The following is a 25,983-nucleotide window of genomic DNA, read 5'->3' as shown; positions in this document are numbered from 1 at the left end:
ACACGGAGCGGTTCGTCGAGACCTATGCCTCGGCTGCCCGCAGGTCTTCCAGCAGCTCCATCTGACCCGACAGAACGCCCGTCAAGATCGCCCGCGCGACCGCCAACAGCTCAGCCACCTGCGGACTGGTCAACCGGTAGTAGGCCGTCGACCCTTCCTTGCGGGACACCACCAGATTGGCCCGCCGTAACACCGCCAACTGCTGCGACAGATTCGGCGGCTCGATACCGACCTCCGGCAGCATCTCCGCCACCGAGTGCTCACGCTCACTGAGCAGCTCCAACACCCGAATCCGGGCCGGATGCCCCAACGTCTTGAAGAACTCAGCCTTCAACTGATACAGCGGCGCGGTCACCGCAACCACCCCCGCAGACGCTCCCCTGCCGCGCGCACCAAAGCACCCTCGCCCCCTGAACGCACGCCGCCCGCGGACGCGACGGTGAGGAGGACGAACAGCTCAATCCGCACCGCACACCCTCCACGACAGCAGTTCACCGCACGGCCCTCGAAGCGCGCCGGCCAGTCAAGCGTACTATAGCAATTGCGAACCTTCGCATATGCGCTAGGTCTTAAGGGGGTAGAGATGCGAGTGACGCCGATCCTCGGCGCGAACGCCGTACGACTTCTCTGCCTCGCCTGCCGAGCAGTGTTCAGCCCAGCCGCCCACGCCACGGCCATCGGCTGTCCCCGCTGCGGCCACCCCCGTCTCCTTCAGTTCAACGGAGGCGGGACCTTCCGCCTACTTCCCGCGAATCAGGCAGCCGGACCCTCACGTCCACCAACAGACCAGGACAACGACACCGGCAAGGAGCGGTGCCCGTGACCCTCGAATGGCAACACGAAGCTCGGTGCGGCGTCGCCGTCCTCCGCCTCACCGGCTACCTCGGCGAGCGTGCTATCGACAAGTTCGCTGGAGCAATCGGCTGGGCGCTCGCCCGCGGAACCGGCCCCATCATCCTCGACCTCACCGACCTACACGGCTGGAGCGCAGAGGGCGAAACCGCTGTCCTCGACGCCGCCACACGCCTCGCCTTACACAATCGGCCCCTGACACTCTGCGGCCCCCGCCTCATCGCCGAGCCAATGCCGAAGGGCAACCCCTGCGAGGCCATCACCGTCTACCCCGACATCGAAACCGCCCTCGCCACGCTAGGCAGCGCCCCAAATCTGGAGCCCACCGTCCCCCCAACGAGCGATCCTGACAACACACACAGCGGCTAAGACGCGGGTTGCATGGACCAATGCCAGCGTCGCAACGCCTCAGAACCATGCCTTATGAGCTGGCTCCCAGTCCGATCCCAGACGAGCATGAGGTCATGCGCCGCTGCGGCCAGCCGCGCGAGGTCCGGCCGATCACCGTCCGTCCCCTTCGTAGCGCCCCAGTTCGCCACCCATGGCCGCGGTTCTGACATGCATACGCATCTGGCTACAGTGCACGGACACTAAGCTAAGGCGCCCCGACCCGTGCAGGGGCCGGGGCGCGTCAGCTGGGTGACATGGGTCAGCCACGGCTGGCCTCCGGTTGACCGAGAGCGCCATGGCCGGCTGAGAGCGAGCGGCCGGCTACCTCGACCTGCTCGACCCCGACGAGGTACGAGGAGCTTCCGTTACCGGGGTGCTTTCGCACATTTTGGATCTGTCCTTCCTGTGTGGCCCGGCCGCAATCCGGGCTGTGTGTTGTTGCTGAGCCCAGATCCGGCGCCTTGGTGGGTCTGGGCGGCTTCGTGTTGTAGGCGCGGGGCGGCCTCGTCCCCCGGGACGCCCCGAGCCTGACAGGGGACTCGGCGGGAGAAGGCGGGCGGCGATCCATTCGTGGGGCCCGTGTCAGGCGAGTGGGTTCAGCACCAGCTCGGCCATGCGGGCGTGTGGGCACATCCACGGCCGGCCACAGGAGACGCACCAGGCGTCGCGCAGGGCGGGGACGGGGACGATCCGCCTCCAACGGATCGTCAGGCGTGCCCGGTTGGGGCGTTGGGTGCGTTCGAGTTCCTCGGCCAACTCGCGTACGCGGGTCGTGCCGTACTCACGCGAAAGCACCGCGACAGAGATGTCAGCGTGGGTCACCTGCAACGGGATGGCGGCAGCCATCAGAAGACCTTCGGGTCGGGAAGCAAGTTGCGCCGCATGTAGGCGATCACGCCGTCCAGGTCCCGCCCCGGAACGCTCCAGACAAACGAGCGGATGAAACTCCAGCGGGCGTCGCCCGTCGTCGGTGACCGTGCAATAGGCGGTGACCCCCGTGTCGAAGGGGAGCTGAGGGTTGCGGGCGTGGACGCCCCAGCCGCGCATCGTGTCGTAGGACAGCTCTACGTGCCTGTCCAATTCGTCGGCCAGTCGGTCACGAACCTTCTGGGCCCACTGCTCGCTGATGGCCAGGTTCGCCTCCAGACGCCGGCACACGCGGGCCTCGGCATCGCTGTAGGTGATCCCCACCGAAACCTCCCCGATGAGGTGCGGCGCCGTCGGCTACGCCGTCACGTTCGGCGACGAGTTGAGCGACTTCGCCGGCCACCCTGTGAAGAGTTGCCACCACACGCTCTTTGTCCACAACACGCCAACATCGCATTTCCTGACGCTGTATAAGGCGCGCGCATGGGGAGGGAGAGTGCGCCGGGGGGCATCGAATGGCAGGGAAGGCGCAGATCGTGCCAAGCTGCACATCTGAGTCCAGGAGGATCCGACGAGATAGACGTCCTTGAGCTTCCCGCCGGCGAGCCCGTGATGGTCCTGCGTAGATGGACCCGGACCGCAGAGGGGCGGGTCGTCGAGTTCGCGCGCGAGGTGAATGCGGCGAGCCGCTTCGCCTGGTCGTACACGTTCAAGATTCCCGACTAGCATGCACGCGGTCCGCAACCCGGGTAGAGGAGCCATCATGACGACCGCGACGCCTGTCCTGACTGACGATCTCTACGCCGACCTGCAGACCCTTTGGGACTATCACCAAGTACGCGAGGACCCGCGCCCCTCGTCGGTCGCCATCGGCCTCGGAAGCCATGACCTCGGAGTCGCCACCTGCGCGGCGGACCTCTACCACCGGGGGATCTTCCCGCTGATCGTCTTCACCGGAGCCAACAGCCCGACAACCATCGACCGGTTCCCACGCGGGGAGGCCATCCAATACCGCGAGCATGCCATCACCCTTGGTGTCCCCGCCGAGGCGATCATCGTTGAGCCCCAGGCCGTCGACACGGCGCAGAACATCGAGTACTCGCGGAAGCTCCTCGAAGCACACGGGTTGTCTGTTGACCTAGTCACCCTGATCTCGCGGCCATACCAGCTTCGTCGATCGTGGGCGATGTTCCGGAAGCTCTGGCCCACCGTCAACGTCCAATGCGCCTCCCAGGAACTTCCGCTGGCTGACTACCTCAACGCCATCGGTGACACCAAGCGGGTCGTCGACCGCATCGTGGGCGACACACAACGCATCTTCGAGCTTCCCAAGCGCGGCCTTGCCATCAGCCAGGACATGCCGGACGAGGTACTCGATGCGTACAACCGGCTGTGCGCCGCCGGCTTCACCAGCCGCCTCATGAACCATTGACATAGGTCCAACTCGTCCTCGCGGCTTGCGTAGTAAAGGGAGCCAAGAGTTTCGCGGCATTATCGCCGGCTTACGGTCTCGGGCACCGCAGCGGGCGCGGTGAGCCGGTTCGCGCCGATGCGGCGCCCGAGATGGTTGGCGAACCGCAGTGCCGGTCTTTCGACCAACCGGTAGAACACAGCAGCCACCAGCAGGGACGCCGGGAAGGCGACTGCCGGACCCCAGCCGGGCAACCGCACCGCCGCCAACACAATCGGCACGTGTATGAGGTAGAGGCTGAACGACCGGCGCCCGACCCATTGAGACACCCGGTGCTCCCCGACCGTCCGCGCGGGTGCCCAGGCGAGGAACAAGAGCACCACGACACCGGCGCTAACCACGGACATCAGGACGTCGGCAACGCCCAACGGGAGCCACCAGCGGCCCACCAGAATTCCACCGCCGGCCACTGCGACCAGTGGCCACCACCTGTCGAGCCTGGCGGCCATTGCGCGCAGGGAGTGCAGGTTGGTGGCCATCAGTACCCCGACCGCGAACATCGGTAGGTACAGCAGGGCCGCCGAACCAGTCACTGTGCCCGCCAGGACCAGAACGGCCGGCACCACCAGGCCGAACAAGCCGACCCGTCTCAGGCCCTTGGCTACCGCTAGGTAGGCGGGGAGCAGCAGCGAGAACACCACCTCCCATTTAAGGGACCACAGCGGCGAGTCCAGGGCGGTGGGCCTCGTCAAGGTGGCGTCTTTGAGCATGCTGGCCCAGGTGGGGTGTACGGCCTGGACGTTCACCCACCGCGACTCCGTCTGATGGACGCGAGGAATCATTGCCATGACGAGCAGCGCAAACACCAGTGCCCCCCACACCGGTACGTAGAGCCGCACCAGCCGACGTGGGTAGTAGGCGCGCCATGACGGAGTGGCGCTGACGAACGGCAGGGTGAGCACGAACCCAGACAGCACGAAGAACACGTGGACCGCATCGCCGCCGGTCCAGAACAGGTGCAGCGGTGTGTGGATCATCCACCAGGCCCACCCATGGCTGGCCGGAGGGTTGGGCAGGTAGCCGGCCGCCAGTTGCGGGTTGAGTAGCGCCGTATGAGTAATGACCACAATGAGCGCGCACAGACCGCGCAACCCATCGAGCGCAGCAATTCGGCCACGTTCCCCCGTTTGCATCTCCACATCATTCACCTCCCCCTATCCCCGTGCGTCGGAAACTGACCGACCCACACCCGACCCAGGAGGCGACCCCGTTCCATGATCCAAGAAACACCGCCTAGAGACCGCGCGATCGACGGTCTGCGCCCGGAGCAGACCTCGCCCACGTTGTGAACGTGGATGGGAGAGCCCAGCCAGACCTGACGGCTCACGCCCCGTTTAGCGATATCGCGTGATGGTCATGAGGTAAGGCGATTTGACGCAAGGCCGGGCTGCCCGCATCACCGTGATCGCGGCCGCCCCTTGGGGTGCCATGCACGTACGAATCGGTCCACTGTTCGTTGGCGTCGAACGTTCTGACCCTTCTCGGCGGAGGAGACACCGTGTTCAAGAAGCAGACGGCGGGCGATGCTGAGACTCAGCACCAATGCCTGGTAATAGGCACATGACTCCTGTGGGGCTTCGAGTTCTCCGAGAGCCTCTCGGCCTGACCGAGGACTGGCTCGCCGCATACCTCTGCGTGAACCGGCGCACCGTGCGGGCATGGGAGCGTGGGCACGCCCCAATCCCAGGCAGCGTGCGAATAGCAATCGAGGACCTGACGCAGCGGACCGCTGCATTCATCGCGGAATACGTCCAGCAACTTAGCCGCGTGCCAGAGCCGAACATTGTCACCTTCCACGACGACGCCGACTTTCACCTCGCTCGCTGGGCCAGACGATGGTCGTCGCACCCCACGATCCCGTTCCCGGCATCATGGCACCGCGCTGCCGTTGCGCGGATCGCGCGCAGGGTGCCCCGGCTGACGATCACCTATGCCGACGCCAAGCGCGTGATCAGCACAGGCAGCCTGGCGTACATCGAAGACCCGGAAAGCGCCTCCGCTGACAACTGAGCATGCATGCCCCACCGTCGCCGATGCCCACCCAACTACCGCACAATGCATCGGCCGACGCACGACACGGCGCAGGGCAACGGCTGAGGTGCCCCGCGCGTCCTGGACACGGACCCAAGTAGGGTCAATTGACTGTCTGGAGGGATGGGTTCGTGTCGAACATGCCGCGGATGTATTCGCCTGAGTTGCGGGCTGGGGTGGTGGCGTATGACGCGAGGGTTCATATTGACCCGGAAGTTTCAAAACGCGGCTACCCAGGTCATAGTGCCCTCGAAATGAACGTCTTGCTGCTCGGTTGCTGCTCGCGCCGCACCAGTTGAATCGAAAGCCCCGGCTGAAAGCGTCAGAAGTGCTTCCTGGACTTTCGAGAGAGCCGCTTGTGAGACTCGAACCCACGACCTACGCATTAAGAGTGTGTTCTCGTCCACAGGCCACCCCTGGATTCTGAATAGTCCAGTACCCGGATAAGCCAGACGGTCGAGGTCAGCCGGCCGGCGAATCCGGTCGCACATGACGGGCGCAGAAATCGAGCTGGAGTGCCATCTGGTGGATCTGTTCCTCGACGACCAGGCTGAAGTGACCGGCATCGAATAGGTACGACTCGTATTCCTTGCCGAGCTCAGTGAGTGTGGCGAGGTAGTTGTCGACCTGCCGGATGGGGCAGCGTGGGTCGTTTCGGCTGGCGATGATGAGGATGGGCGCCTGGACTCGATTTGCGTAGCTGATCGGCGACGAACGTGCCCATTTCTCCGGCAATTCCTCGGGTGAGCCGCCGAACAATGACCGGTCGTGTTCACGGACGGGTTCCATCTCGTCTTCGTACAACGCGACCAGATCGCCGATGGGTACGGAGGCTACGCCGGCGGCCCAGCGCTCGGGCTGGGTGCCGAGGCCCAGCAGGGTGAGGTAGCCACCCCAGGAGACCCCAGCGAGCACGCACCGGTCGGGATCGGCGATCCCGGCGCTGATTGCCCAGTCCTGTACGGCTGCGACGTCCTCCAGCTCGATCAGCCCGGGTTGCTCTCGGTCGGCGTACAGCCAGGCCGAGCCGTAGCCGGATGAGCCGCGATAGTTGACGTGGATGACGCAGTAGCCGGCGTCTACGAAGGCGGCCCGAGCCGGCCAGAATCCGTCTGCGACCTGGCCGCCCGGCCCGCCGTGCAACATGAACACTGTCGCCGCAGGAGCATCGGTACGCGGCTGGGCTACGAGCGCGTGCACCCGGCCGCCCGGGCTGTCGACCCAGGCATCGGCCAGCGGCACCGATGGCGGTGCGGGCGTGGGAGGTGTCAGCACCTGCGAGCCAGAATCTGCCAGCAGGACGTGTGGGTGCTCCCCAGACGACCATTGGTATTCAAGCGACCCGTCCGGGCGTATCTGACATGCGTCGACGACGCCTCTCGGCGTATCCAGGCGGGTGAGTTGATCGGCGGTCAGGTCATATCGGTAGAGCTCGTCCCGTCCGTGCCGGTGGTGCCGGAGCAGGAGTGCCTTGCCGTGGGGGTACCACGAGCCGACCAGTTCGCCGGGCAGGTCAACGCGCGGCTCGTTACAGGCGCCGCTCTCGAGATCCCAGACCAGCGGTTGGGAGCGGCCGGAACGCTCATGTTGGATGAGTAGCCGGGCGTCCCCGCTGAGCGGAGCGAAACCCACCACCCGCAGCCCGCGCCCTGGCCCGTCCCACAGCTCACCGACCGTCTTCCCATCGGAGTCGCCGTTGATGCTGGTCCGGAGCACCCGGACTGCCGGATTGGACGCGTCACCGTGCTCGGAGTGCTCGATCGCGCACCAGCGTCTCGTCGTGGGACAAGGACCTCACCGAGGCGTGCCTGGTCGCGGCGTACACCGTGGTGGTGGAAGAGCCGTACCGGTGCAGGTAGACACTGACCCCGTCGCGGGTGGAGAGTCCGATCGCAGCGAGCGTACGCCCGAGTGCCAGTCCGACGGGATAACCCGGCGCCAGCTCGGGCACCGCCGGCTCGGGCTGCGCATCGCCGGTGAGGACGTCGAATTGTTGCCGCATCCAGCGACCGCATTCGTCGCCGTTGGTGTCGTCGAACCACCAGACCCACTCGCCGTCTGGAGTGATCCGGCCCAGTCGGGTGCCCTCGGGGCGATCGGTGAGCCGCGCGTGCTGATCACGTCGACGGTCCCAGGCGTACAACTCGGACGTACCGCTGGCGTTGGACTGATAGGCGCAGCGATGCGGCGCATCACGAGCACATTCGGGAAAGGTGATAGAGGTGGCGTGAAACCGCCGCACCCACGCTGGCTCGGCCATCCCCGGGATACTGCCACATGAACCGGCTCGAGCGCACTCACCTGTGCTGGATCACGGGAACGCCGGCGGCTTTGAGCTTTCGTCCGGTCAGCCAGCCGCTGTCGGGTCCGACGAGGAACGCGGCAATGTCTGCGAGGTATTGCTCGGGCAGGTCCCGCCACGGGTAACCGGTCCGAGTCCGCAAGAACACACCGTTGATCGTGCGACGGTGGTCGGCCCACCGGCCACCACGACCAGGATCACGCGGTAGCAGCGGCTCTAACCGCACCCACTCCTCATTGGAAAGTCATGCCGATCCAGCACCCACCACGAACTACACGACAGCCAACTCAAGGTCCAGGAGACACGTCCTAGGCCTTGCGTGGCCTGCCGGGCTTGCGCTCCCACTTCGACAACCACGTCTCGACCTGCGAGCGGACCCGAAGCGGCCCCGGAACGTCGGGTACCGCGGGCGGGAACCCGGGGAGCTCGGAGAGCTGCTGGGCACGCTGCCGGGACACATCGGCCATGCGGGCAATCTCGGCGTACCCCACCAGCGGCGGGATGCTCGGCAGCGTCAACCGGCGGGCGAAGGTGTTCTCGTCGAGCACCTCGACACCGTGTGGCGCGAACGGCAGGTTCTGCCCCTGTACCGCGTACCGTACGACGCGCAGCGCCCCGTCGATCGCCTGGCGCAAGCTGTTCGCCTCGACAGCGACGGTCGCGGACACCCTGTCGGGTTCGCGCTCGCGGCCTACCGATCCAGCGTTCTGCGCGAGCGCCTCAGCGATCGTCTCCAGGTCGTCATCGCTTGGCGCCTGCTCGGTGCCGTGCCACTCGACACGTGCAACCCACGTCGCCATGGTGGTGACTCCTTCCCTTGTTGCTGACACCTCGAGGTCGAAGGGTGGCGGCCCCGGGTTCTGCCTGGGGCCGTCTTGTCGCTGACAAGACTTATCCGAGGTTAGCGTCCACCAAAGTTCCTGCTCGCCCAGGGCGAAGAGAGCTTCGTCATGATCCATGCCGACCACGCTGCCATGACCTCGGTGACGTACCTCGGCCGAGCAGTGAGATTGTGGAGAACGGGTCCGCCGCCGCTTGGTTCGGCGGCGGACCCTTCACCCGGCTACGGGCGGTCGGTGCTCTGCTCGAAGGTCTTCCGCTCACGGGCCTCGAACTCCGCGTCGTCTGACCCGAAGGCTGCCTCGGCGTAGCCGCGTGCACGGTCGAACGCCTTCGCGAAGGCGTTCAGCGCGGCACGGTCCTCCAGGTAGAGGAGAACCCGGCCCACCCGAACGGAGACGTACGGCTCGCCCGTCGGGCTCGCATCGGCGGTCACGGCCTGGACCCGGGAGTCCTGGTCACCGCTGACGATCGCCTGAACAGCCACCCGCATGTCGCCGGTCCGGTGCTCACTGCTCGGCATCGTTACTTCACCTCCTTTCCTTGTCGCTGACAAGAAAAACATACTGAATATCTCTTGCGTTCGTCAAGAGTTAATCGGTGGAGTCGAAGACGTCAGCAGCAAGGAAGAAGGGCGGAAGCCATGGACACCAAGGACATCGCCGCGAACGTCCGGCGCGAGATCCGCAAGGCCATCAAGGACGGCCGCATCAACCTCCCCGAGGGCGGAAAGGTCAGCGTCCGCACCGAGCTGGCATCCATGTACAGCGCCGTTTCCGTCAGCGTCGCCGCCCCCGAGGCGTGGCTCTACCGCCGGGTCGACGACGCCACCTACGCCGAAACCGGTTACCGGCACCAGATCAGCCCCGAGGCCAAGCAGCTCGGCGCCGCGCTGCGCCAGTTCTTCACCGGCATCCAGAAGCCCGGCTACAACCAAGAGAGGGACTGCTGGTCACTCGGCACGTGGTGCAACGTCAACATCAACGGCACCGTCTTCTGACGGCCCAACTGTGCCGACGATGCCCCGGCCCTACGGTCGGGGCATCGTGCACACTGGGTGATGTGATCCCCGCCCCCCGTTGCTTGCCGCGTTCCTCTGCATCCCGGAGGGCACTATCCGGCGCTGGGCCGTGGAAGGCCACATCGCCCGGCGCGGTACAGGCCCGCGAGGCGTGGCCCTGTACAACCTCGACGAAGTTTTGGCGTGCGCACGCACCCTCGGCCGCACACGAATCGATCTCGGGCGAGCCAGGCAGGCCGTGCCGACCAGGCTTCCTGATGGAGACATGAAGGGCTCTCGACGCCCCAACCAACCCGGTGAGAGCGCGGTGACAGCGCAGTGGGAGAGCCGTGGGAGTGGGAGTTGGTCTACTCCTTGGCGTGTGGCGGATCTCGTACGTCTAGCGTCATCGTGCCCCATGGATGGCCCCCGGGAGAGATCCGTCCCCGCGTTCCAAGAAGTCGAGCGAAGGGAAGAAGATCATCGTGGTGCGGAGTATCGGGCTTCGTCGTGGATCGGTCATGCTGGCGGCGGTGCTCGGGATGGCCCTCGCCACGCTCATAGGTGCGCCGGGCCAGAGCGAGGCGAGACCCATCGACGATGGGTCGATCACGGCACCGACGGCGGAGCGTCAGGCAGAGCCAGCCATGCAGGCCCAGGTCAGCGGACCTTCATACACCTGGAGGTTGCGCAACGGCTACACGCGTAAGTGTCTGGACCACAGTAGTTCCCGTGGCCTGCGCGCTTTCGACTGCAACTTCGGACCCAACCAGATATGGGACATCTACTTTGGTGCTCCCGGCGGCTCGCACATTCTGAAGAACCGCGCAACTGGGAAATGCCTCGACCACAGCAATAGCTACGGTCTACGAGCAATTACCTGCAACGGGGGCGGTTACCAATCCTGGTGGTATGGCACCAGAGAGAGGTACATGAATCACAAGACCAGTCGCTGCCTGGACCACAGCTTCAGCTATGGCTTGCGTGCCTATGGGTGCAACGGCAGCAACTACCAGCGGTGGGAAGTGAATTATGTCAGTTGGTAGGGGACGACGGTTGGCCCATGCGTGGTCGTCTCTGCATGGTGGGGCGGGTCGGCTTGCATCCGCTTAAAAACTGGTGAACACTCAGCCCCGGATACGTGTATCCACAGGTAGGCCCCGGACATCCCAGTTGCCGGGGCCTTTCTCATGCCCAGATCCGGGAGCACATACATGGCCGTACGCATGGTCACCCTCACCTCCGAAACCGACTCGACCGGGTTCTTCGAAGAGACATTGCGTCGGTGGTGCGAGCACTTGAGTTCTGGCCGGACTACTGAGCGGGACCGGTCTGGGATGACGAAGGTCGGCAGACCGACCTCGACGAGCTAGGCCTACCAGGCGCACTGACCGAGCACTACGCATCCGTCGCTCGATGCCCGGCACCCGCGTAGTGGTCACCGAACCGTGGTGGGAGAGTCTGTCTGAGCACCTGTCCGGGCCCGCCATGAACAGATCCAGCGCGGCAGCCGCCCAGACGTCGGGGATGGGACTGAGGGGCTAGCGTGCCCCCCGGCGTGCCTGAAGACATGGCGGATCATGGTTCGAGACGGTCAATTATCAGTGACGGACACATCGTCCGGGCTCTGACGCGCGGACGATCCACGCTCGGGCCAGCGGGAGGCCGTGAATGGCTTTTCCAAAGAGGTAGGCGCCAAGGGCCGTACCGCGGACCGAGGCTATGGCTGCTCCCTCGTTTCGAGGTCCAGATCGAAGGGCACCTGGTCTGGTGGCAAGTCTCGAACTCTGAGGAATCGCACGGCGTGCCGCCAGCGCTGTCCGCGATCGGTTGCAAGGTCGGCGCTGACCTCTACAACCACAGTGGGCTCGACCCGCACATACTGGGTTGGGCCGCCTCGCCAGTCGAGTGGCAGTTCCTCTGGCCACGGGTGTGGGCCGACCGCGACTGTCATGGCAGGGGCTACATCGGCTGCCGCCTGGTCGGACAGCTGGGTCGTGCTCCCGATGACGCGCAGCCGGCCGGTCTCGGAGTCGTAGCGGCCAAGGATCAGGCGGCGCGGCCGGTGGAGGTGGCCGGTGACGCCGCCGACGATCGACTCGGTTGTCGCGCGGGTCTTCAGTTTCCCTTGGGGCCTCCGGAGGTGTCGTGCACTGTCGCAGTGAGGGCCTGGCTGAGGCCGTGCGCGACACGCTGCCCAAGGGCACCGATCGGGACCTGTTAGGTGCCTAGGTTGGGCGCTCGTGCGTGCATTCGTGGTTCGTCTTCCGTCTGGGGCACCTGGAGCAGACAGAGACTCTGTCGGCGAACCGGCGCCTGCAGATCGTCCGGCACGTCCGCACCCTGCTGCGAGACGCGAGGGATCTCGGACTGACCCGCGCGGGTGGCTGCGCTGCAGGGCTGCCGGGCGAGTTCGCCGTCCGCGCGGACGACATCCCTGACCAGCAATCGGTGGACGGACCGGGCCGCGCGTTGCCCAACGAGGTCATGAACGCCCTCAACGATGCCCTGTCAATCCTGGAGGAGATCAGCGGCCGCGCCGCCCGCGTCGCCGTCGAGCTGCTGATGGACACCGGCCGCCGCCCTGACGAGGTGTGTCAGCTGCCGCTGGACTGTCTCGACAAGGACGCCGACGGCAAGTAGGTGCTCATCTACACCGACTACAAGGAGAACCGGCTGCAGCGGCGGCTGCCTATCCCAGACAGCACCGCGAAACTGATCCGCGAGCAGCAGGCCACGGTTCGGGCCGCGTTCCCGCACTCCAAGCCGGCGCAGCTGGTGCTGCTGCCGGCGGCCACCGCCAACCTTGACGGCACCAAGCCGCTGCGCGCACGCGTGCTGACAAACATCCACCGCACGTGGGTCGACCGGCTGCCCGAGTTCGTGTTGTCCGACGGTGGCGTCTTCCCGGCGTCGACTGTGGTCGCCTACGCCTACCGGCATAGCTACGCCCAGCGGCACGCCGACGCGGGCACTCCGATCGACGTGCTACGCGAGCTGATTGGACACCGCAGCGTCCACTCCACCGAGGCCTACTACAAGATCACCGAGGCCCGCACGCGCGCCGCCGTCAACAGGGTCGCCCAGCACCAGTTCGACGGGGCCGGCAACCGCATCTGGCGCAATGTCACCACGCTGTCGGACAGCGAACGCACCCGGATGCGAGTTGGCCAGATCGCCGTCCCCTACGGCGTCTGCACCGAACCATCGAACGTCCAAGCCGGCGGCGGCGCCTGCCCGTTCCGGTTCCGCTGCCTCGGCTGCGGCCACTTCCGCACCGACGTGGCGTATCTCCCCGAGCTCAAGGCACACCTTGACCGGCTGCTCGCCGACCGCGAACGCGTGCTCGCGGCAACCGAACTCGAGGCATGGGCCAAGGAAGAGGCCACGCCCAGCGACATAGAGATCGACAAACTTCGCGCCCTGATCCGACGAGTTGAAGCCCACCTGGACGACCTGGCCACCGACGAACGTGACCAGATCAGCGAGGCCGTCAACGTGCTACGCGCCACCCGTCGAACCGTGTCTACCGTCATCGATCTCGGCATGCCAACCAGACCCGCAGCGGATCCCCGCACTGTCCGAGCGGCGGGGCGGTGAAGCGTGATGACCGAACCTCTCCACCCCGGCACTACCGGCGACGACGAAAGCCCGCTCATCCGAGCCCGACGCCGAGACACCGCCAGGCGCCGACTGCAAGTCCACAACGCGATCGCCCAGCTGCGTGCCGAAGGCTCGCACGTCACCGTGTCCTCAGTAGCCCGGGCGGCCCGGGTGCACCGCAGCTTCATCCACCGCCACCCCGACCTGCACGCTGCCGTCCTCGCCGCAGCCGAGCAGCCGGCTCAGCCATCACCGACCAACAGCGCCACCAGCATGGCAACGCTGCGCGCCGATCTACTCAACACCAGAGCCCAGAACACCCGGCTCCACGACCGCATCCGCAGCCTCGAAACCCGGCTGTCTGAGACCCTCGGCGAGGCCGTCTTCCGCGGCAGCGGCCTCGGCGCACCAGACGACATTCGAAGTCTCCAGCAGTCACTGTCCGAGGCCCATCACCAGACCCTCGAACTACGCCGCCAACTGGAGGAACGCACCGACGAACTCGCCGCCGCTCGTGCCGCCAATCGAGAACTGATGACCCAGCTCAACGCGACTTCCACTACCTCCTCAACACGCCGACGCTGAAACGCGGTGGCGACGATCACGTACTTCCCATCCTGGCGATCAGGCGCTCCCCACGGACACGACGTACGTGAGGCAGCGAACACCATCCGGGAAGGAGGGCTCACTGGTCCGGGTCGGTGATGTCGTGGTCTGGGCTGTGCATCCAGAAGGTGAGGCCGATGGAATAGAGGAGCAGGCTGGTGAGCAGCGCGCCGGTGCTGGCGTGGGGTTCGATTATCCATGCCCAGGGCGCTGTTTCGCCGGTCCTGGACGTTCCGAAGGTGGCGGCCGCGGCGAGGTGGGAGGTGGGGAGTATCCAGGCAAGTTTGGTGCCGACTCGGGAGGCCAGCAGCATCCCTTCGCCGATGAGGGCGAGCACCACGACCAGGGTGAATCCGGCAGCCACGGGTCGGGCTGCGGTCAGTGCGGCCGCGGCAGCGGCGGTGGCTAGGAGGGCGCGGGTGGCACGTAGGCGTGCCCAACCGCGTGGCGAGGTCCGTGCGACGGAGGCGGCGGGTTCGGTCAGGGTCGACAGCGCGAGCAAAGCCGCGACCGCTCCCGCGAGCAAGGTCGTGGTGGTGAATACCGGGATAGTGGTCCGGACCTGCGGCAGGGTCACGGTGGTGGGGGCGATCGACAGGCCAGCGGCCACTGCCAGGATCGCCAGGCCTGCCGGGGCGACCCGGTGTCCTTTGCACACGACCAGCAGGTAAAGCAGGAGGCGCGTCCTGGCTTGTCGGACGTTGCGGTTCAGCATGACCGTAGGTCGTCTAGGCGCTGCCGAACCCATTGGCGCTGTCGTGCATCAGACTGTGTCAGCACGTTCGCGACGTCTTTGTCGTCCAGGGTTTCCGGTCCGACCACGCGGCCGGCAATCCATGACCGCAGCTGCTTCTCGGCGGAGGGAACCACGCCGGACCCGGGCCGATTCGACCCGCAGGTCGATCGAGGGGCCACCGCGTCGACAGCCTGGTAGATATCCGAGCGGGGGACCTGGACCTGGCCAGTATCGTAGACGCCGGCACCCGCCATTCCTCTACCTGCGACGCCTGGTTCTGCGAAGGTCGTCGGTGTCGAAAGGATGGGGTCGACTCGCTCGATCACCTGCGCCAGCGCCCGTGCTGCCGCGGGCAGCGCATCCCGGTGCTCAGGCCATCCGCACATCTGGATCTGCTTCCCGGCGCCCTGTCCGCCCACACAGGCAGGCTTGCCGGTAAGGCGGCGTAGGCTGACGACCTCTTCGCCGTGTGCCGCCAGCGACGTCACACATCCCGCGGCCACCACGGCGGCGATTCCGACGGCGATGAGGCGGGTGGGGGTGCGGGTCAGGAGACAGACGGCCGCACATACCAACATCACAGCCAACCCAAGGCCGATCTGTGCGGCGACGAGGCGGATATTGGGTTGGGAGTAGATCCGATAGTAGGTACCGGCGTAGGTGGGTGCGAGCCGCGCTGGCCAGCCATCGGCGTAGATGGAAGCGAAGATCCAGCCGAACTGCGCGAGCGCGAGCGCTGGTGCGGTGAAGATGCCAGAGGAGAACAGGCCGACGCATGCACCGACCGCGCACGAGGCGATGACGGCGACCGACCCCAACGCCACGAGGGACAGGCTGGATAGGCCAGGTATCCCGCTGGGTCCGGCGCGCAGGATGGCGAGCGTGGTCACCCACCAGTAGGACATCAGACCCCACCCCGCGGTTACCGCCACCGCGAGCAGGATGGCCCGTGATGGCCCACCTGGGCTGGTGCGTACGACAGTCAAGACACCACCAGTACGCAGCACCTGCATCTGCACGGTGGCCAACCCAGCGCTCACCGCGCCGATGAACATCACCGAGACGAGTGCGGCATTGAGTGGGTTGGCCCACAGAGCGGGCCCGCTGGACAGGTCCACGCCAAGCCCGGCCGCCGTGGCAATGGCTAGAAGGACAAGTCCACCCGCGAACGGTGCCCCCGCGGTGGCGTGCTCGAGGAGCACCCGCCACAGCGCCTTGACCTGCAAGGAGCGCACAGGACTCACGCGGCGCCGCCATTCATCACGTGAAGGTAGGCCGCCTCGACGGCCGCGCCATCGACGATATTGCGGCCGGTCAGCTCGACCAGACTGGGCAGTGGGCCGCTAAAGGCGACCTTGCCGCGGTCGAGGATGACGACCTCGTCGCAGACCACGGCCACGTCCTCGACCAGATGTGTGGCCATCAGCACCAGTGATCGCTGCCCTACCCTCGCCAACGCGTCGCGGAACTCGGCCCGCTGTTGCGGGTCCAGCCCCACCGTCGGCTCGTCCAGGACAACCACATCGGGCTCGTTGACCAGGGCTTGAGCAAGACCGAGGCGGCGGCGCATCCCGCCACTCATCTGCCTGATCTTCAGCCCTCCCTCACCGGCCAGGTCGACCGTGGCCAATGCCTTCTCGACCAGGCCCGCAACCCGACCGGCTGGGACCTCACGCAGCCAGGCCACGTACCGCAAGAACTCCTCAGCGGTGTATCCCGGGAACGGCGCGAACGACTGGGGCAGGAAACCAAGCGACCGTTGCAACATCCGGACCTGTCGCCGGTCGCTGGAGTCGTACCCCCGCACCTGGATCCGGCCGCCGCTGGCCCGCCGGGCACCGGTCACGATCCCCAGAAGGGTCGACTTACCTGCGCCGTTCGGCCCTAACAACGCCACCCGCCGGGCCGAGCAGCTGAACGTCACGTCGACGAGGGCCTGACGCCCACCTCGATAGGTGAACGTCAAGCCCTCAGCTACCATCTGGGCCCGCTCGGAGCGGCCGTCGAACTCATCGATCACAACTACTGAGCTTCTACCCTGGAATAGCCGTTCGCACCCGCCCCATAGGCCGGTTCATAGGGCCAAACCGCATCCGTGTGGTAATCGTTGCTCGAGCTGGTCGCGACCGCTGTCGAGCAGTACCGCGGATCACTGAAGTACGCGGTCCTACTGCGAATGACCTCATCAGGCGCCAGTGGAACGTTACGCAAGAACGAACCACCGAAGGTCTTGTTCGATGACACGCCAGGCGTGTCCGCGCAGAACTTGAATGTCGGGCCACCGGCGATGTCGTTGCTGCGCGCATTACCCGCGGACACCCCGTAATAGAAGACGACACTGCCTGGCCCACGAACGAACTGACCGGAGTCAGCGAGAGCCGTAGTCACACCACCAGCAAGGGTGGCACATAACACACCGATAACGACGCGAACACGACGGTTCATGATTCCCCCAGTACGAATGTGTGTCCTGCTCTCGAAGCCCTGACGGTACTGTTCTGGACCTATCTGATCAACAAGCCCCAGGGACGTATTACGGCCGAGATCGGAACGGGCCGAAAATTAGCCTGCCTTCGTGACTCCGCGCGTCTCTTCGTCCTGATCAAGGAGCTCTCCGGGGCCGGCTTCGAGCGGGCGGCGGCCGCAGTCCCGCACGGGATGCAAGTGCAGCGCCTGTTCGGTGACCCTGGCTAGTCTTGCGTCGCCGCTGCGGACCTGGGCGGCCTCCCAGCAGCTCCGTTGACCAGCGGCACCCTGGCCAGGCATCTAGGGCTCGACCTCCACCCGTGTCATGAAGCACGTAGCGTCAACGACCGGCCGTTGCTGTGCGCGACAGGTGTCGCGCACAGCAACCTCGCAACCGACCCGCCCGCGACCTCGCTGGTTGCTACTCCGGCCACCGACCCGGACGGAGCTCACCCGACAGATTTGAATTTGTACCAGCCGCGGCGGTCCTGCTCGTACCGGCTGGATGCGGGTTTGATCACGAGGCCTTCGACGCCGACGACCGACAGTTCGTCGAACCAGCCTCGTGCCACGCCGATGTCGCTCGTCTGCATGCCCAGCGCCAACGGCAGCCCGGCCGGGGCGCGGCGGAGGACGCCCTCGAGGGCGCGGCGACGTTCGGTCAGCGGCTGCCGCCTGTAGTCGCGTCCAGCGAGTTCGAGGAGGTCAAACACGATCAGGTGCGCGGGCTCGGTCTTGGCGAGCTTCGCGGCGTACCGACGGCGCGCGTACCGGCGTTGCAGCGCGGAGAAGTCCAGCTTGCCGCCGGTCCATCTGACGATCTCCCCGTCAACGGCGGAAGCCTTCGGTACGGTCGCGAACAGCGCCCCTACGATCTCGGGGAACACGTCAGTGAGATCGGTTCCATGTCGGCTGACGATCCGTACGTTCCCTTCGTCCGTGACGAGCGAAATTGCTCGGTAGCCATCCCATTTCGGCTCAAAGCGCCAAGCTCCGGAACGTTGTTCGGGCTCGGGAAACTGTTCGGTGCTCCGAGCGAGCATCGGCTCAATCGGCAGCCGAACATGCACACCTCCACCCTCCGCCGCAGGCAACGCGCGGAAAACGCCGGGGTAATGCCAGCCCCTTACGACGACCGGAGCCGTAGCTGCAGGCGCCCCGATCGCGTGGGTTACCTCCCTGTGGTCCTGTCGTTCTCCTTCGACACCGCTTGTCGGCTTAGTTCGACTCCACCGAGCTCCTCGCCGATTGGATATCGATGACCTTCGACACCGCCTGCAGAACAGGCCCGGGATCCGTATGATACGGAACGTGTCGTATGTGTATGGATCTCATCCCTCCGCCGAACGTCAGCAGCGTTCACGAGGAGGGCGGCCCCGTGATGCTGAAAGGGAGGCCGAAATCCTGGCGGTGGTGACGGCACTGCTGGCCGAGCGCGGCTACGAGGGGATCACCTTCGAGGAAGTGGCCCGGCGGGCCGGTGCCTCCAAGCCCACTCTCTATCGCCGTTGGAAGTCTCGGCGAGAAATGGTCGTGGCCGCCGTGAAGGCAGGGCCGGCGCGGCGAGACGACCAGGACGAGATCAACACCGGCAGTCTGCGCGGCGACCTCCTAGCCCTATGCGAGCGCCTGATCAGAACAATGCACTCGACGGACAGCCAGACCGCGCTCCTCCTTCTCCAGGCCGGGCTCGAAGATCCCGAACTCTGTGAAGACATCGAACGTGCAGCCGGTCCAACTGGAGCCAGGTTGCCCACGGCGGTTGTCGACGCCGCCATCCGCCGCGGCGAACTACCCGACGATGTCGATCCATTTCCCTTCGAGGAGGTCGCAGGAGCAACGCTGCTCCTACGCCGCCTCAACGGGCTCAGTACCGACTCGGCCTACCTCACCGCGTTGGTGGACTCGATCCTCATTCCCGCCCTGCGCGCTACCTCCCAGCGGTCTGCAGCACTTCCCGCCGGAATCTTCTCCGGACGCCCCACGCCCGCACCCACGAGCAGTGAAGGACACCCATGAACACGCCCACCATCGACGGATTCCATTACCAGAACCTCCCCGGCCAAGACGCCATCGAACTGAACGTCGCATCCGGGGGGAGCGGACCGGCCATCGTGCTGCTCCACGGCTTCCCCCAGACCCATTACATGTGGCGCGAGGTGGCACGGGACCTGGCCACCGATTACACGGTGATCGTTCCCGACCTGCGCGGCTACGGTGCAAGCGGAAAGCCTCCCGCGCGTGATGAGACCACTTACTCCAAGCGCACCATGGCAGCCGACGTCGTCGCGATCGCCAATGCGCTCGGCCACGACCGCTTCGGCGTGGTCGGCCATGACCGAGGTGCGCTCGTCGGTGTGCGCGCCGGTCTGGACTATCCGGACCATGTGCGGTTTCTCGGGATCCTCGATGTGCTGCCAACCCTCGACACCTGGAACGTCCTCAAAGGAGTCGACGCCAAGGTGGCTTGGCACCTGTACCTGATGGCACAGCCAGCGGGTCTGCCCGAGAAGATGATCAAGGCCGTTGCCGAGGACTTCTTCACCTCATTCCTCGACGCCTGGGACAACGACGGAACGAGCTTCCCCCCTGAGATCCGCCGGTACTACATCGATAGCTCCATCGGAGCCGTCGACTCGATCGTCGCCGACTATCGCGCCACGGCAGGGATCGACCTAGACATGGACAAAGCTGACCGCGCCGCCGGCCGAACACTGCCCATGCCCGTGGGCGTCATCTCCCAAGACTGGGGAAGTCAACTCGGCTTCGATGCATCCGGCCTCTGGCGTGCGTGGGCTCCCGACCTGACCTACCAACCCATCGATGCCGGCCACTTCATGGCAGAAGAGAAGCCGAGCGAGATCGCCCGCTTCGTTCGCGACCTCGCAGATCACGCCTCAACGAGCGCTCGTTCCTAAGACTGTGCTCCCAGCCTAGGCATGAGCGCTGATCAGCCCGGGCCAATGGTGAGCGGAACTGTCAGATGCCGTCCGGGGATTCAAGAGTCGCGCTCTTCGCCGCTATCCGACGCGACGCCAAAGCGGGACTGTCGAACCGTGCCCTGCAGCGCAAGAACGGTGTTGGCTACCGGACGGTGGCCGCGGCGCTGGAGTCGGCGTGGCCCAAGCGACCGAAACGACCGCCGAAACGTGGATCAAGGCTCGACCGCTACCGGGACGTGATCGACGGCTGGCTGCGTGAGGATCTGGACGCTCCGAGGAAGCAGCGGCATACCGCGAAAAGGATCTTCGAACGGCTCCTGGACGAGCACGACGCCGCTGGAGTGGTGTCGTACGGGATGGTGCGTGACTACGCCACTCGTCGCCGTCAGATCCGCGTCGGGGCCGGCCGCGAGCCAGCGAAAACGTTCATTCCGCAGACCCACCGGCCTGGTCGTGAGGCCGAGGTCGACTTCGGCGAAGTCGTCGTCAGGCTCCGTGGCGAGCTGGTGACGTGCACCCTGTTCAGCCTGCGGCTGTCGTACTCCGGGAAGGCCGTTCACCGGATCAGCGCCTCGGCTGGCCAAGAGGCCTTCTTCGAAGGCCACGCGCACGCCCTCCGAGTCCTCGGTGGTGTCCCCACAGGCAAGATCCGTTACGACAACCTCAAAGCCGCGGTCGCGTCCGTGATCGGGTTCTCCCGCCAGCGCGTGGAGGCCGACCGGTGGACCGCGTTCCGCTCTCACTACGGGATCGAGGCGTTCTACTGCCAGCCCGGGATCACCGGCGCACATGAAAAGGGCGGAGTCGAGGGCGACATCGGCTGGTTCCGCCGAAACCACCTCGTCCCCATCCCCGAGGCCGACTCCATCGACGAGCTCAACGCCATGGTTGACGCCTGGGACCTCGCCGACGAGCAGCGGCGGATCGCGACCCGTGCCCACACCATCGGAGAACACTTCGCCACCGAGCAGCCCCTCCTGGCTCCGTTGCCGGTCGAGGCGTTCGAGACCGGCCGCTGGTTCACCCCAAGGGTCGACAGGTTCGCCCAGGTCACGGTCCGGATGAACAAGTACTCCGTGCCCGCCCACTACGTCGGCCGACAGCTCCGGGTGCTGCTGCACGCTTCCGAGCTGGTCGTCTACGACGGTCAGGCCGCTGTCGCGCGGCACGAACGCTTGATGACCAAGGGCGGCGTCCGGCTCGACCTCGACCACTACCTCGAGGTGTTGTTCCGCAAACCCGGTGCACTGCCCGGAGCCACCGCGCTCGAGCAGGCCCGCAAGGCGGCCATGTTCACCCCCATCCACGACGAGTGGTGGGCTGCCGCGTGCAAGACCCACGGCGATGCCGACGGCACCAGAGCACTGATCGAGGTGCTCCTGCTGCACCGCCACCTACCCGACCAGCACGTCGTCGCCGGACTTGCCGCCGCACTCCAGGCGGGTGGGTATACCGCCGACGTCGTCACGCTGGAAGCACGCAAGGCCCGCGACACCGCTGTGGATGCCGATCGCGATGGCGACGAGGCTGCCTCGGTCAACATCCCCGGCGGCATCGCCTCGCTCACTGAACGACGGTTGCGTAAGCCGCTGCCCGTCGACACCCGTCCGCTGCCCACGGTCGATCAGTACGACCAGCTGCTACGCCGAACCTCTCGCGCCCAGGACTGAAGGGATCCCCGATGACCACTCGCCGCCGCGGCATGACCGAAGAAGCCGCTGACACAGCTATCGACCAGGCTTGCCGCATGCTGCGGCTTCCCACCATCCGTCAGGGCTTCGCCGACGGAGCCGACCGGGCCGCGGCCGAGCAGATGTCCTATCGCGGGTTCCTCGCCGAGCTACTTCTCGCCGAATGCGACGACCGAGCACGACGTCGCTCAGAGCGGCGGATCAAGGCCGCGAAGTTCCCCCGCGAGAAGTCACTGCGGGCGTTCGACTTTGACGCGAACCCGAACATTGATCCCGCCACGGTCCACACCCTCGCCAAGTGCGAGTGGGTGAAGAAGGGCCAGCCGCTCTGCCTGATCGGGGACTCCGGCACCGGCAAGTCCCATCTGCTGATCGCGCTCGGAACCGAGGCCGCGATGGCTGGCTACCGGGTCAAGTACACCCTGGCGACGAAGCTGGCCAACGAGCTGGTCGAGGCCGCCGACGAGAAGACCCTGTCGAAGACCATCGCCCGCTACGGCCGTGTCGACCTGCTCTGCATCGACGAACTCGGCTACATGCAGCTCGACCGCCGCGGAGCCGAGCTGCTCTTCCAAGTCCTCACCGAACGCGAAGAGAAGGCCTCCGTCGCGATCGCGTCCAACGAGTCCTTCTCCGGCTGGACCAAGACCTTCACCGACCCGAGGCTCTGCGCCGCCATCGTCGACCGGCTCACCTTCGGCGGCACCATCATCGAAACCGGCACCGACTCCTACCGCCTCGCCCACACCACACGACAGCTCGCACAGCAGTAGAGCAGCTCCAACGTGGTGTCGAACCAAGCCGACATTCCTAGCCCGTCACGCACCCAAGTGATGTCGAACGAGACCTACAAGCGGTGTCGGACGAAGCCGACATAGCCATCCCTGCCCTCTACTGCACCTTCACCTGTGGATACTGCCGACGCCGTAGGACCCGAAATAGGGCATTGTGGTGCGGTGCCTGGGACAAGCCACCCTCGTCAACCGCCGGCCACCCTCGCACGAAGGTGGGGCGGAGGAGTCGGAAGCAGCACCCTGGCGTCATGAACGCGAGCGGCCTCGACGAACTCTCCCCGGGGTCGCTCGCGTTCAATACCTGTCACCGTGCCGCGCGTTCGAGAAATTCCTTACTGGTGGTTCGATCCGCCGATGGCCGGTCCGGATGGCCAGAAGTTGGCAAGGTCGTCTGGGCTGAGCGGTTCGCTGTAGGAGGCCCGCAGGACGGTTTGGATGGTGTCGTGATCGGCGACGGCGAGGTTGGCGAACCAGTCGAACCCGGCGGGGTAGGCCCACAGGTATGTGCGCAACTGCGGGTTGACACTGCGGTCGGTGAGGAAGTCAGAGACCTGCGCGTCGGTCCAGTACGGCACTCGTTCCCGTGCCTGCTGGGCGCATTCGTCGATCGTGGCGCCGCTGTTCCATGCGAGGTGGAGTTCACCGCGAACGAGTTGGGTGTAGTGGTCCAGCCGCACTCGGGTGGTGAGCAGCTGGTCGTCGGGCGTGACGAACAGTGGCATCGCCTGGGCGAGACCTTCCAGCAAGACCTGCTGGTTAGCGTGGACGGACATCAGCCGGACCCAGGGCACGTCCTCGAAGGTGCAGCGGGCATGCCAACTCGCCCCTTGCAGACCGTGGCCAAGGACTTCGTGCAGCGCGAACTGTCGCGCGGCCACCTTGGTAAAAGTTGCCTGCTGAAGGTTCAAGCGCAACCGCACGCGATCGCCAGCCCCGTCCAACCAGTACGACCAGTAGGAGTCGATGTTGGTGCTCTCAATCGTGAGCTGGAATGAGGCATCCGTGCCAGTCACGCGTCGGACTGCCGTCTCATGCTCGGTGACTGCCTCGCGGATCGCGTCCGGTGCGTCTTCGACTGCGATCGGGCCCTCGACTTCGCGGAGCTCCTTGTCGGTGTGTGGGCCCCAGCCGATGCCGATGTCAGCGAGGGCGGCGCGTGCGGTATCTCCACAGGCGGTTATGTAGGTGTCTGCCCAGCCGGTGGCGCTACAGCCTTGGGTGGCCCTGACGTAATCGGCGAGGGGCGGACGTTCACCGAGCAAGGCCCGTAGGTACGCGATGTCGGCATTCACGCGTGCGACCAAGCGGGTCGCGCCGGCGGCCGCAGCACGATCTCGCAGTGCCAGGAACTCACGGTAGACCTCGAGCCGACTCGAAGCGGGCTCGGGAACTTCGGCTGACGGGTAGCAGTCGAAGTCGACTACAGCGGTCGACCCGCGCCTGACCTCGTAGAGGTGCCAAGCCCTGATCACTGCTTCGATCTCATCCCGGAGCTCCACGGATCACTTCCCAACGCAACGTGATGTACTGGTTGGGGCGCAGATAGTCGCGAGTCAGGGTCATGGTCGCATCGTTGCCCTCGTAATCCCAGATGAGCGTATCCGCAGCGGACTCCTCGGATCCATCAGGGCGTTCCTCGATGGCCGTGCATCCGGCGAGCTGTATGCCCTTCTGACGTACGCGCAGGGTGAAGTGCCGGGTGAAGCGAGGGAAGAACTGTCGCCAGTAGTGCTTGACGTCGAACCTGCCGCCACGGCAGGAGTAGCCCACGCGCGCCGACTCGCCCGGCTTGAGCGGCGGAGAGATCTGGAAGGCAAACTTGGCCATGTCCGCCGTGTCATGGATGCGCTGGATCACCACCCTGCGGTCGGAGTCGGGCGTTGGATCGATGGCTAGCGCGTCGCCGTCGACGCATTGGAACCAGATCTCTCGGGCGACGCGGGCAAGCGGACGATCGCTGAGGTTCAGCAGATCGAAGTGGTACACGATCAGTGCGCGCCCGTCCGCGTCGATCTCGATGTCCATCGTTTCGGCGAGTTCGACGACGTGACCAGCCAGGCCAGCGAGTTCTTTGATCTCGCTGTCGCTGAAGCGCCGGATCTTCTGCAGTTCCAGCAGCCTTCGTCCGAGGATTCGGGCCTGGTCACTCGCGGGATCCCCGCCGGCGCTGAGCACGTCAGGTATGGCCAGCGGGGTTCCGTTGGCTTGCCGTTGTTCCGCGTTCTGGATCATGCCCCAGGCAACGTCAGTCGATTCCGGGGTCTCCAGTCGTCCGTCAAGGACAGCGAGGAGCGCACTCACGTTCTCAGGTCGGGGGTCGACCTCTTCGCCCGGCACCCGCGCCGCCTGGTCCGGCTCACTGGGCTCGAACAGCTGAGGGGCCGTGAATCCAGGAAACATCTCCTCCAGCACACGACAGTGGTCGGGGTACGGAAGTCCTCTGAGTTCGCCGGACAACCAACGGTGAAGCTGAGCCCGGCTTGGCCAGCGGCCGACCAAGGCTGGATCAACTGACTTCGCTGCTTTGTCGTACTCGGCGCAGAACGTTCGATAGGTCTGCCAGTGGCGTACCTGCAGGAGTGTCTTCAGTCTGATTGGAGGGCTCCCCATAATCCACCCTTCGCCGGATCTAGGCGAGACACAGACGAAGCATAGAAGAGACAGTTCGAGTACGAGAAGTTTGGGAAGCAACACGCGCGGTGTAGCAACGCAACGTGTCTCGCCCGTTGACTACCTGATGTCAGCAGCGCTTGCGCCGCCAGAAGGCGGCTGAGTTGTCAGGAGGAGGCATCAGATGGGAGCGAGGCGCGAGGAGCAGCAACCAGGTAGACACGAGGAGTCGCAGGATGCATCGCTGGAGGACGAGTACCGCGAGATCTCAGAACGCTTAGCGATGCTTGGACGACAGCTCCATGACCTTCATGTCAGGTTGCAGGCCGTTGCTACGAAGTCGGACCCGAACCTTGGTCCACTCTCTCCTCTAGATGGCGAAGTCGTGCAGCAAGGTCCCGCATGCTCTCCTGAAGATCGTCGAGCTGTCGCATGATCTCGACATACTCGGGTGAGCGCTGCTCGGGCTCGCTACCGGAACCGCGGACGAAGATCCCGAGCGGCGGATGCGACTCCACCATTCCAGCCGCCTTCAGTGCATCAAGCACTCGCTGCATGGTGCCGCGGCTGACGTCGTACTGCTCAGACAGCGCGCGCACGGATGGCAGGCGCTGCCCGGGTCGGTACTCGCCGGCATCGATCGCTCGCCGTAGCTCGTCGGTCAGCTGCACGTACGGAGGACGTGGATCGTCCCTGCTCACCCTCACCCGACGAGATTAGTTGACCAGGCCACCCCAAGCCATGTTGGGCCACCGCAATCAGTGCAAGCAAGACAGGCCTAG

The 25,983-nt window shown here is 65.6% G+C and carries 27 protein-coding genes and 1 pseudogene; 13 read left to right on the top strand and 15 right to left on the bottom strand.

Features of this window, described 5'->3' with window-relative positions; genetic code table 11:
- Positions 1 to 22: 22 nt before the first annotated feature.
- On the bottom strand, positions 23 to 355 hold the full coding sequence (locus tag B141_RS0130260) for an ArsR/SmtB family transcription factor (RefSeq protein ID WP_026257682.1): 333 nt from the start codon (positions 353 to 355) through the stop codon (positions 23 to 25).
- 464 nt (positions 356 to 819) lie between these two features.
- On the opposite strand from B141_RS0130260, the gene B141_RS43655 reads away from it, so the two are divergent.
- Positions 820 to 1,221 (top strand): STAS domain-containing protein, encoded by a 402-nt coding sequence (locus tag B141_RS43655; protein ID WP_020578944.1) that lies wholly within the window; start codon positions 820 to 822, stop codon positions 1,219 to 1,221.
- A gap of 603 nt (positions 1,222 to 1,824) precedes the next feature.
- On the opposite strand, the gene B141_RS51845 is transcribed toward B141_RS43655, so the two are convergent.
- On the bottom strand, positions 1,825 to 2,433 hold the full coding sequence (locus B141_RS51845) for a hypothetical protein (RefSeq protein WP_020578943.1): 609 nt from the start codon (positions 2,431 to 2,433) through the stop codon (positions 1,825 to 1,827).
- Positions 2,434 to 2,592: 159 nt separating this feature from the next.
- On the opposite strand from B141_RS51845, the gene B141_RS52410 reads away from it, so the two are divergent.
- Positions 2,593 to 2,835, top strand: a complete 243-nt coding sequence (locus B141_RS52410) for a UTRA domain-containing protein (RefSeq protein WP_084678613.1) — start codon at positions 2,593 to 2,595, stop codon at positions 2,833 to 2,835.
- Between the two features lie 37 nt (positions 2,836 to 2,872).
- Positions 2,873 to 3,541: a YdcF family protein gene (locus tag B141_RS0130240; protein WP_020578941.1), complete on the top strand. Its 669-nt coding sequence runs from the start codon at positions 2,873 to 2,875 to the stop codon at positions 3,539 to 3,541.
- A gap of 59 nt (positions 3,542 to 3,600) precedes the next feature.
- Here B141_RS0130240 and B141_RS0130235 read toward each other — a convergent pair whose 3' ends face one another.
- A complete protein-coding gene (locus B141_RS0130235; protein WP_040422755.1) occupies positions 3,601 to 4,713 on the bottom strand; it encodes an acyltransferase family protein in 1,113 nt (370 codons plus the stop codon).
- A 409-nt stretch (positions 4,714 to 5,122) separates the two neighbouring features.
- Here B141_RS0130235 and B141_RS52405 point away from each other — a divergent pair, with 409 nt between their 5' ends.
- Entirely contained in the window at positions 5,123 to 5,590 is a 468-nt protein-coding gene (locus tag B141_RS52405; protein ID WP_063828680.1) for an Aca2/YdiL-like domain-containing protein, read from the top strand.
- 483 nt (positions 5,591 to 6,073) lie between these two features.
- Here B141_RS52405 and B141_RS43640 read toward each other — a convergent pair whose 3' ends face one another.
- From B141_RS43640 to B141_RS0130210, 5 genes and pseudogenes are all read right to left on the bottom strand, one after another.
- Positions 6,074 to 7,327: a S9 family peptidase gene (locus B141_RS43640; protein ID WP_020578938.1), complete on the bottom strand. Its 1,254-nt coding sequence runs from the start codon at positions 7,325 to 7,327 to the stop codon at positions 6,074 to 6,076.
- Between the two features lie 22 nt (positions 7,328 to 7,349).
- Positions 7,350 to 7,871 carry a TolB-like translocation protein gene (locus B141_RS50955; RefSeq protein WP_085944492.1) on the bottom strand — a complete coding sequence of 174 codons (522 nt, stop codon included), beginning with the start codon at positions 7,869 to 7,871 and terminating at the stop codon, positions 7,350 to 7,352.
- A 37-nt stretch (positions 7,872 to 7,908) separates the two neighbouring features.
- Positions 7,909 to 8,145: pseudogene (locus B141_RS53020) on the bottom strand (transposase); the annotation flags it as partial.
- Positions 8,146 to 8,221: 76 nt separating this feature from the next.
- Complete coding sequence (locus B141_RS46390) at positions 8,222 to 8,713, bottom strand: hypothetical protein (RefSeq protein WP_020578936.1); 492 nt, start codon at positions 8,711 to 8,713, stop codon at positions 8,222 to 8,224.
- A gap of 263 nt (positions 8,714 to 8,976) precedes the next feature.
- Complete coding sequence (locus B141_RS0130210) at positions 8,977 to 9,276, bottom strand: hypothetical protein (RefSeq protein ID WP_020578935.1); 300 nt, start codon at positions 9,274 to 9,276, stop codon at positions 8,977 to 8,979.
- Positions 9,277 to 9,396: 120 nt separating this feature from the next.
- Here B141_RS0130210 and B141_RS0130205 point away from each other — a divergent pair, with 120 nt between their 5' ends.
- The 5 genes from B141_RS0130205 to B141_RS46375 all read left to right on the top strand — a co-directional run bounded on the left by B141_RS0130205 (position 9,397) and on the right by B141_RS46375 (position 13,941).
- Positions 9,397 to 9,753 (top strand): hypothetical protein, encoded by a 357-nt coding sequence (locus B141_RS0130205; protein ID WP_020578934.1) that lies wholly within the window; start codon positions 9,397 to 9,399, stop codon positions 9,751 to 9,753.
- A gap of 485 nt (positions 9,754 to 10,238) precedes the next feature.
- The gene (locus B141_RS43625; RefSeq protein WP_237742848.1) at positions 10,239 to 10,799 is read left to right on the top strand and encodes an RICIN domain-containing protein; all 561 of its coding nucleotides are present in this window, start codon (positions 10,239 to 10,241) and stop codon (positions 10,797 to 10,799) included.
- Between the two features lie 1,201 nt (positions 10,800 to 12,000).
- Positions 12,001 to 12,396 carry a hypothetical protein gene (locus B141_RS46385; RefSeq protein ID WP_020578931.1) on the top strand — a complete coding sequence of 132 codons (396 nt, stop codon included), beginning with the start codon at positions 12,001 to 12,003 and terminating at the stop codon, positions 12,394 to 12,396.
- The gene (locus tag B141_RS46380) at positions 12,397 to 13,353 is read left to right on the top strand and encodes a site-specific integrase (RefSeq protein ID WP_020578930.1); all 957 of its coding nucleotides are present in this window, start codon (positions 12,397 to 12,399) and stop codon (positions 13,351 to 13,353) included.
- Between the two features lie 6 nt (positions 13,354 to 13,359).
- The gene (locus tag B141_RS46375) at positions 13,360 to 13,941 is read left to right on the top strand and encodes a DUF6262 family protein (RefSeq protein WP_020578929.1); all 582 of its coding nucleotides are present in this window, start codon (positions 13,360 to 13,362) and stop codon (positions 13,939 to 13,941) included.
- A gap of 100 nt (positions 13,942 to 14,041) precedes the next feature.
- On the opposite strand, the gene B141_RS0130175 is transcribed toward B141_RS46375, so the two are convergent.
- The 4 genes from B141_RS0130175 to B141_RS43605 all read right to left on the bottom strand — a co-directional run bounded on the left by B141_RS0130175 (position 14,042) and on the right by B141_RS43605 (position 18,234).
- The gene (locus B141_RS0130175; RefSeq protein ID WP_020578928.1) at positions 14,042 to 14,677 is read right to left on the bottom strand and encodes a hypothetical protein; all 636 of its coding nucleotides are present in this window, start codon (positions 14,675 to 14,677) and stop codon (positions 14,042 to 14,044) included.
- Positions 14,671 to 15,942, bottom strand: coding sequence for a hypothetical protein (locus tag B141_RS0130170; protein WP_157181412.1), 1,272 nt, complete (start codon positions 15,940 to 15,942; stop codon positions 14,671 to 14,673). The genes B141_RS0130175 and B141_RS0130170 overlap by 7 nt, the downstream gene beginning before the upstream one ends.
- Complete coding sequence (locus B141_RS43610; protein WP_020578926.1) at positions 15,939 to 16,718, bottom strand: ABC transporter ATP-binding protein; 780 nt, start codon at positions 16,716 to 16,718, stop codon at positions 15,939 to 15,941. The genes B141_RS0130170 and B141_RS43610 overlap by 4 nt, the downstream gene beginning before the upstream one ends.
- 895 nt (positions 16,719 to 17,613) lie before the next feature.
- Complete coding sequence (locus tag B141_RS43605) at positions 17,614 to 18,234, bottom strand: ATP-dependent DNA ligase (protein ID WP_020578923.1); 621 nt, start codon at positions 18,232 to 18,234, stop codon at positions 17,614 to 17,616.
- A 343-nt stretch (positions 18,235 to 18,577) separates the two neighbouring features.
- On the opposite strand from B141_RS43605, the gene B141_RS0130145 reads away from it, so the two are divergent.
- The 4 genes from B141_RS0130145 to istB all read left to right on the top strand — a co-directional run bounded on the left by B141_RS0130145 (position 18,578) and on the right by istB (position 22,570).
- Positions 18,578 to 19,183 carry a TetR/AcrR family transcriptional regulator gene (locus B141_RS0130145; protein ID WP_237742847.1) on the top strand — a complete coding sequence of 202 codons (606 nt, stop codon included), beginning with the start codon at positions 18,578 to 18,580 and terminating at the stop codon, positions 19,181 to 19,183.
- Positions 19,180 to 20,082: an alpha/beta fold hydrolase gene (locus tag B141_RS0130140; RefSeq protein ID WP_020578921.1), complete on the top strand. Its 903-nt coding sequence runs from the start codon at positions 19,180 to 19,182 to the stop codon at positions 20,080 to 20,082. The genes B141_RS0130145 and B141_RS0130140 overlap by 4 nt, the downstream gene beginning before the upstream one ends.
- A 65-nt stretch (positions 20,083 to 20,147) precedes the next feature.
- Complete coding sequence (gene istA, locus B141_RS0130135) at positions 20,148 to 21,776, top strand: IS21 family transposase (protein ID WP_020578920.1); 1,629 nt, start codon at positions 20,148 to 20,150, stop codon at positions 21,774 to 21,776.
- A gap of 11 nt (positions 21,777 to 21,787) precedes the next feature.
- Positions 21,788 to 22,570, top strand: coding sequence for an IS21-like element helper ATPase IstB (istB, locus tag B141_RS0130130; RefSeq protein WP_020578919.1), 783 nt, complete (start codon positions 21,788 to 21,790; stop codon positions 22,568 to 22,570).
- A gap of 353 nt (positions 22,571 to 22,923) precedes the next feature.
- On the opposite strand, the gene B141_RS0130125 is transcribed toward istB, so the two are convergent.
- From B141_RS0130125 to B141_RS43590, 3 genes are all read right to left on the bottom strand, one after another.
- Positions 22,924 to 24,090, bottom strand: coding sequence for a hypothetical protein (locus B141_RS0130125; protein ID WP_020578918.1), 1,167 nt, complete (start codon positions 24,088 to 24,090; stop codon positions 22,924 to 22,926).
- The gene (locus B141_RS43600; protein WP_157181411.1) at positions 24,074 to 24,823 is read right to left on the bottom strand and encodes a hypothetical protein; all 750 of its coding nucleotides are present in this window, start codon (positions 24,821 to 24,823) and stop codon (positions 24,074 to 24,076) included. The genes B141_RS0130125 and B141_RS43600 overlap by 17 nt, the downstream gene beginning before the upstream one ends.
- A 710-nt stretch (positions 24,824 to 25,533) precedes the next feature.
- Positions 25,534 to 25,908, bottom strand: a complete 375-nt coding sequence (locus B141_RS43590) for a GntR family transcriptional regulator (protein ID WP_084678611.1) — start codon at positions 25,906 to 25,908, stop codon at positions 25,534 to 25,536.
- Positions 25,909 to 25,983 lie beyond the last annotated feature (75 nt).

Source organism: Actinopolymorpha alba DSM 45243, from assembly GCF_000373925.1.
Taxonomy (GTDB): Bacteria; Actinomycetota; Actinomycetes; order Propionibacteriales; family Actinopolymorphaceae; genus Actinopolymorpha; species Actinopolymorpha alba.
The sequence above is the reverse complement of the archived record's forward strand: the minus strand, read 5'-3'. Positions and strand labels throughout refer to the sequence as shown.

What these genes read in the sequence shown, in the direction of transcription:
- B141_RS0130240 (WP_020578941.1), top strand. Translation starts at nt 2,873, where the DNA reads ATGACGACCGCGACGCCTGTCCTGACTGACGATCTCTACGCCGACCTG.
- istB (WP_020578919.1), top strand. Translation starts at nt 21,788, where the DNA reads ATGACCACTCGCCGCCGCGGCATGACCGAAGAAGCCGCTGACACAGCT.
- B141_RS52410 (WP_084678613.1), top strand. Translation starts at nt 2,593, where the DNA reads ATGGGGAGGGAGAGTGCGCCGGGGGGCATCGAATGGCAGGGAAGGCGC.
- B141_RS0130175 (WP_020578928.1), bottom strand. Translation starts at nt 14,677, where the DNA reads ATGCTGAACCGCAACGTCCGACAAGCCAGGACGCGCCTCCTGCTTTAC.
- B141_RS46390 (WP_020578936.1), bottom strand. Translation starts at nt 8,713, where the DNA reads ATGGCGACGTGGGTTGCACGTGTCGAGTGGCACGGCACCGAGCAGGCG.
- B141_RS52405 (WP_063828680.1), top strand. Translation starts at nt 5,123, where the DNA reads ATGCCTGGTAATAGGCACATGACTCCTGTGGGGCTTCGAGTTCTCCGA.
- B141_RS46375 (WP_020578929.1), top strand. Translation starts at nt 13,360, where the DNA reads ATGACCGAACCTCTCCACCCCGGCACTACCGGCGACGACGAAAGCCCG.
- istA (WP_020578920.1), top strand. Translation starts at nt 20,148, where the DNA reads ATGCCGTCCGGGGATTCAAGAGTCGCGCTCTTCGCCGCTATCCGACGC.
- B141_RS0130210 (WP_020578935.1), bottom strand. Translation starts at nt 9,276, where the DNA reads ATGCCGAGCAGTGAGCACCGGACCGGCGACATGCGGGTGGCTGTTCAG.
- B141_RS0130140 (WP_020578921.1), top strand. Translation starts at nt 19,180, where the DNA reads ATGAACACGCCCACCATCGACGGATTCCATTACCAGAACCTCCCCGGC.
- B141_RS50955 (WP_085944492.1), bottom strand. Translation starts at nt 7,871, where the DNA reads ATGGCCGAGCCAGCGTGGGTGCGGCGGTTTCACGCCACCTCTATCACC.
- B141_RS0130205 (WP_020578934.1), top strand. Translation starts at nt 9,397, where the DNA reads ATGGACACCAAGGACATCGCCGCGAACGTCCGGCGCGAGATCCGCAAG.
- B141_RS0130235 (WP_040422755.1), bottom strand. Translation starts at nt 4,713, where the DNA reads ATGCAAACGGGGGAACGTGGCCGAATTGCTGCGCTCGATGGGTTGCGC.
- B141_RS43600 (WP_157181411.1), bottom strand. Translation starts at nt 24,823, where the DNA reads ATGATCCAGAACGCGGAACAACGGCAAGCCAACGGAACCCCGCTGGCC.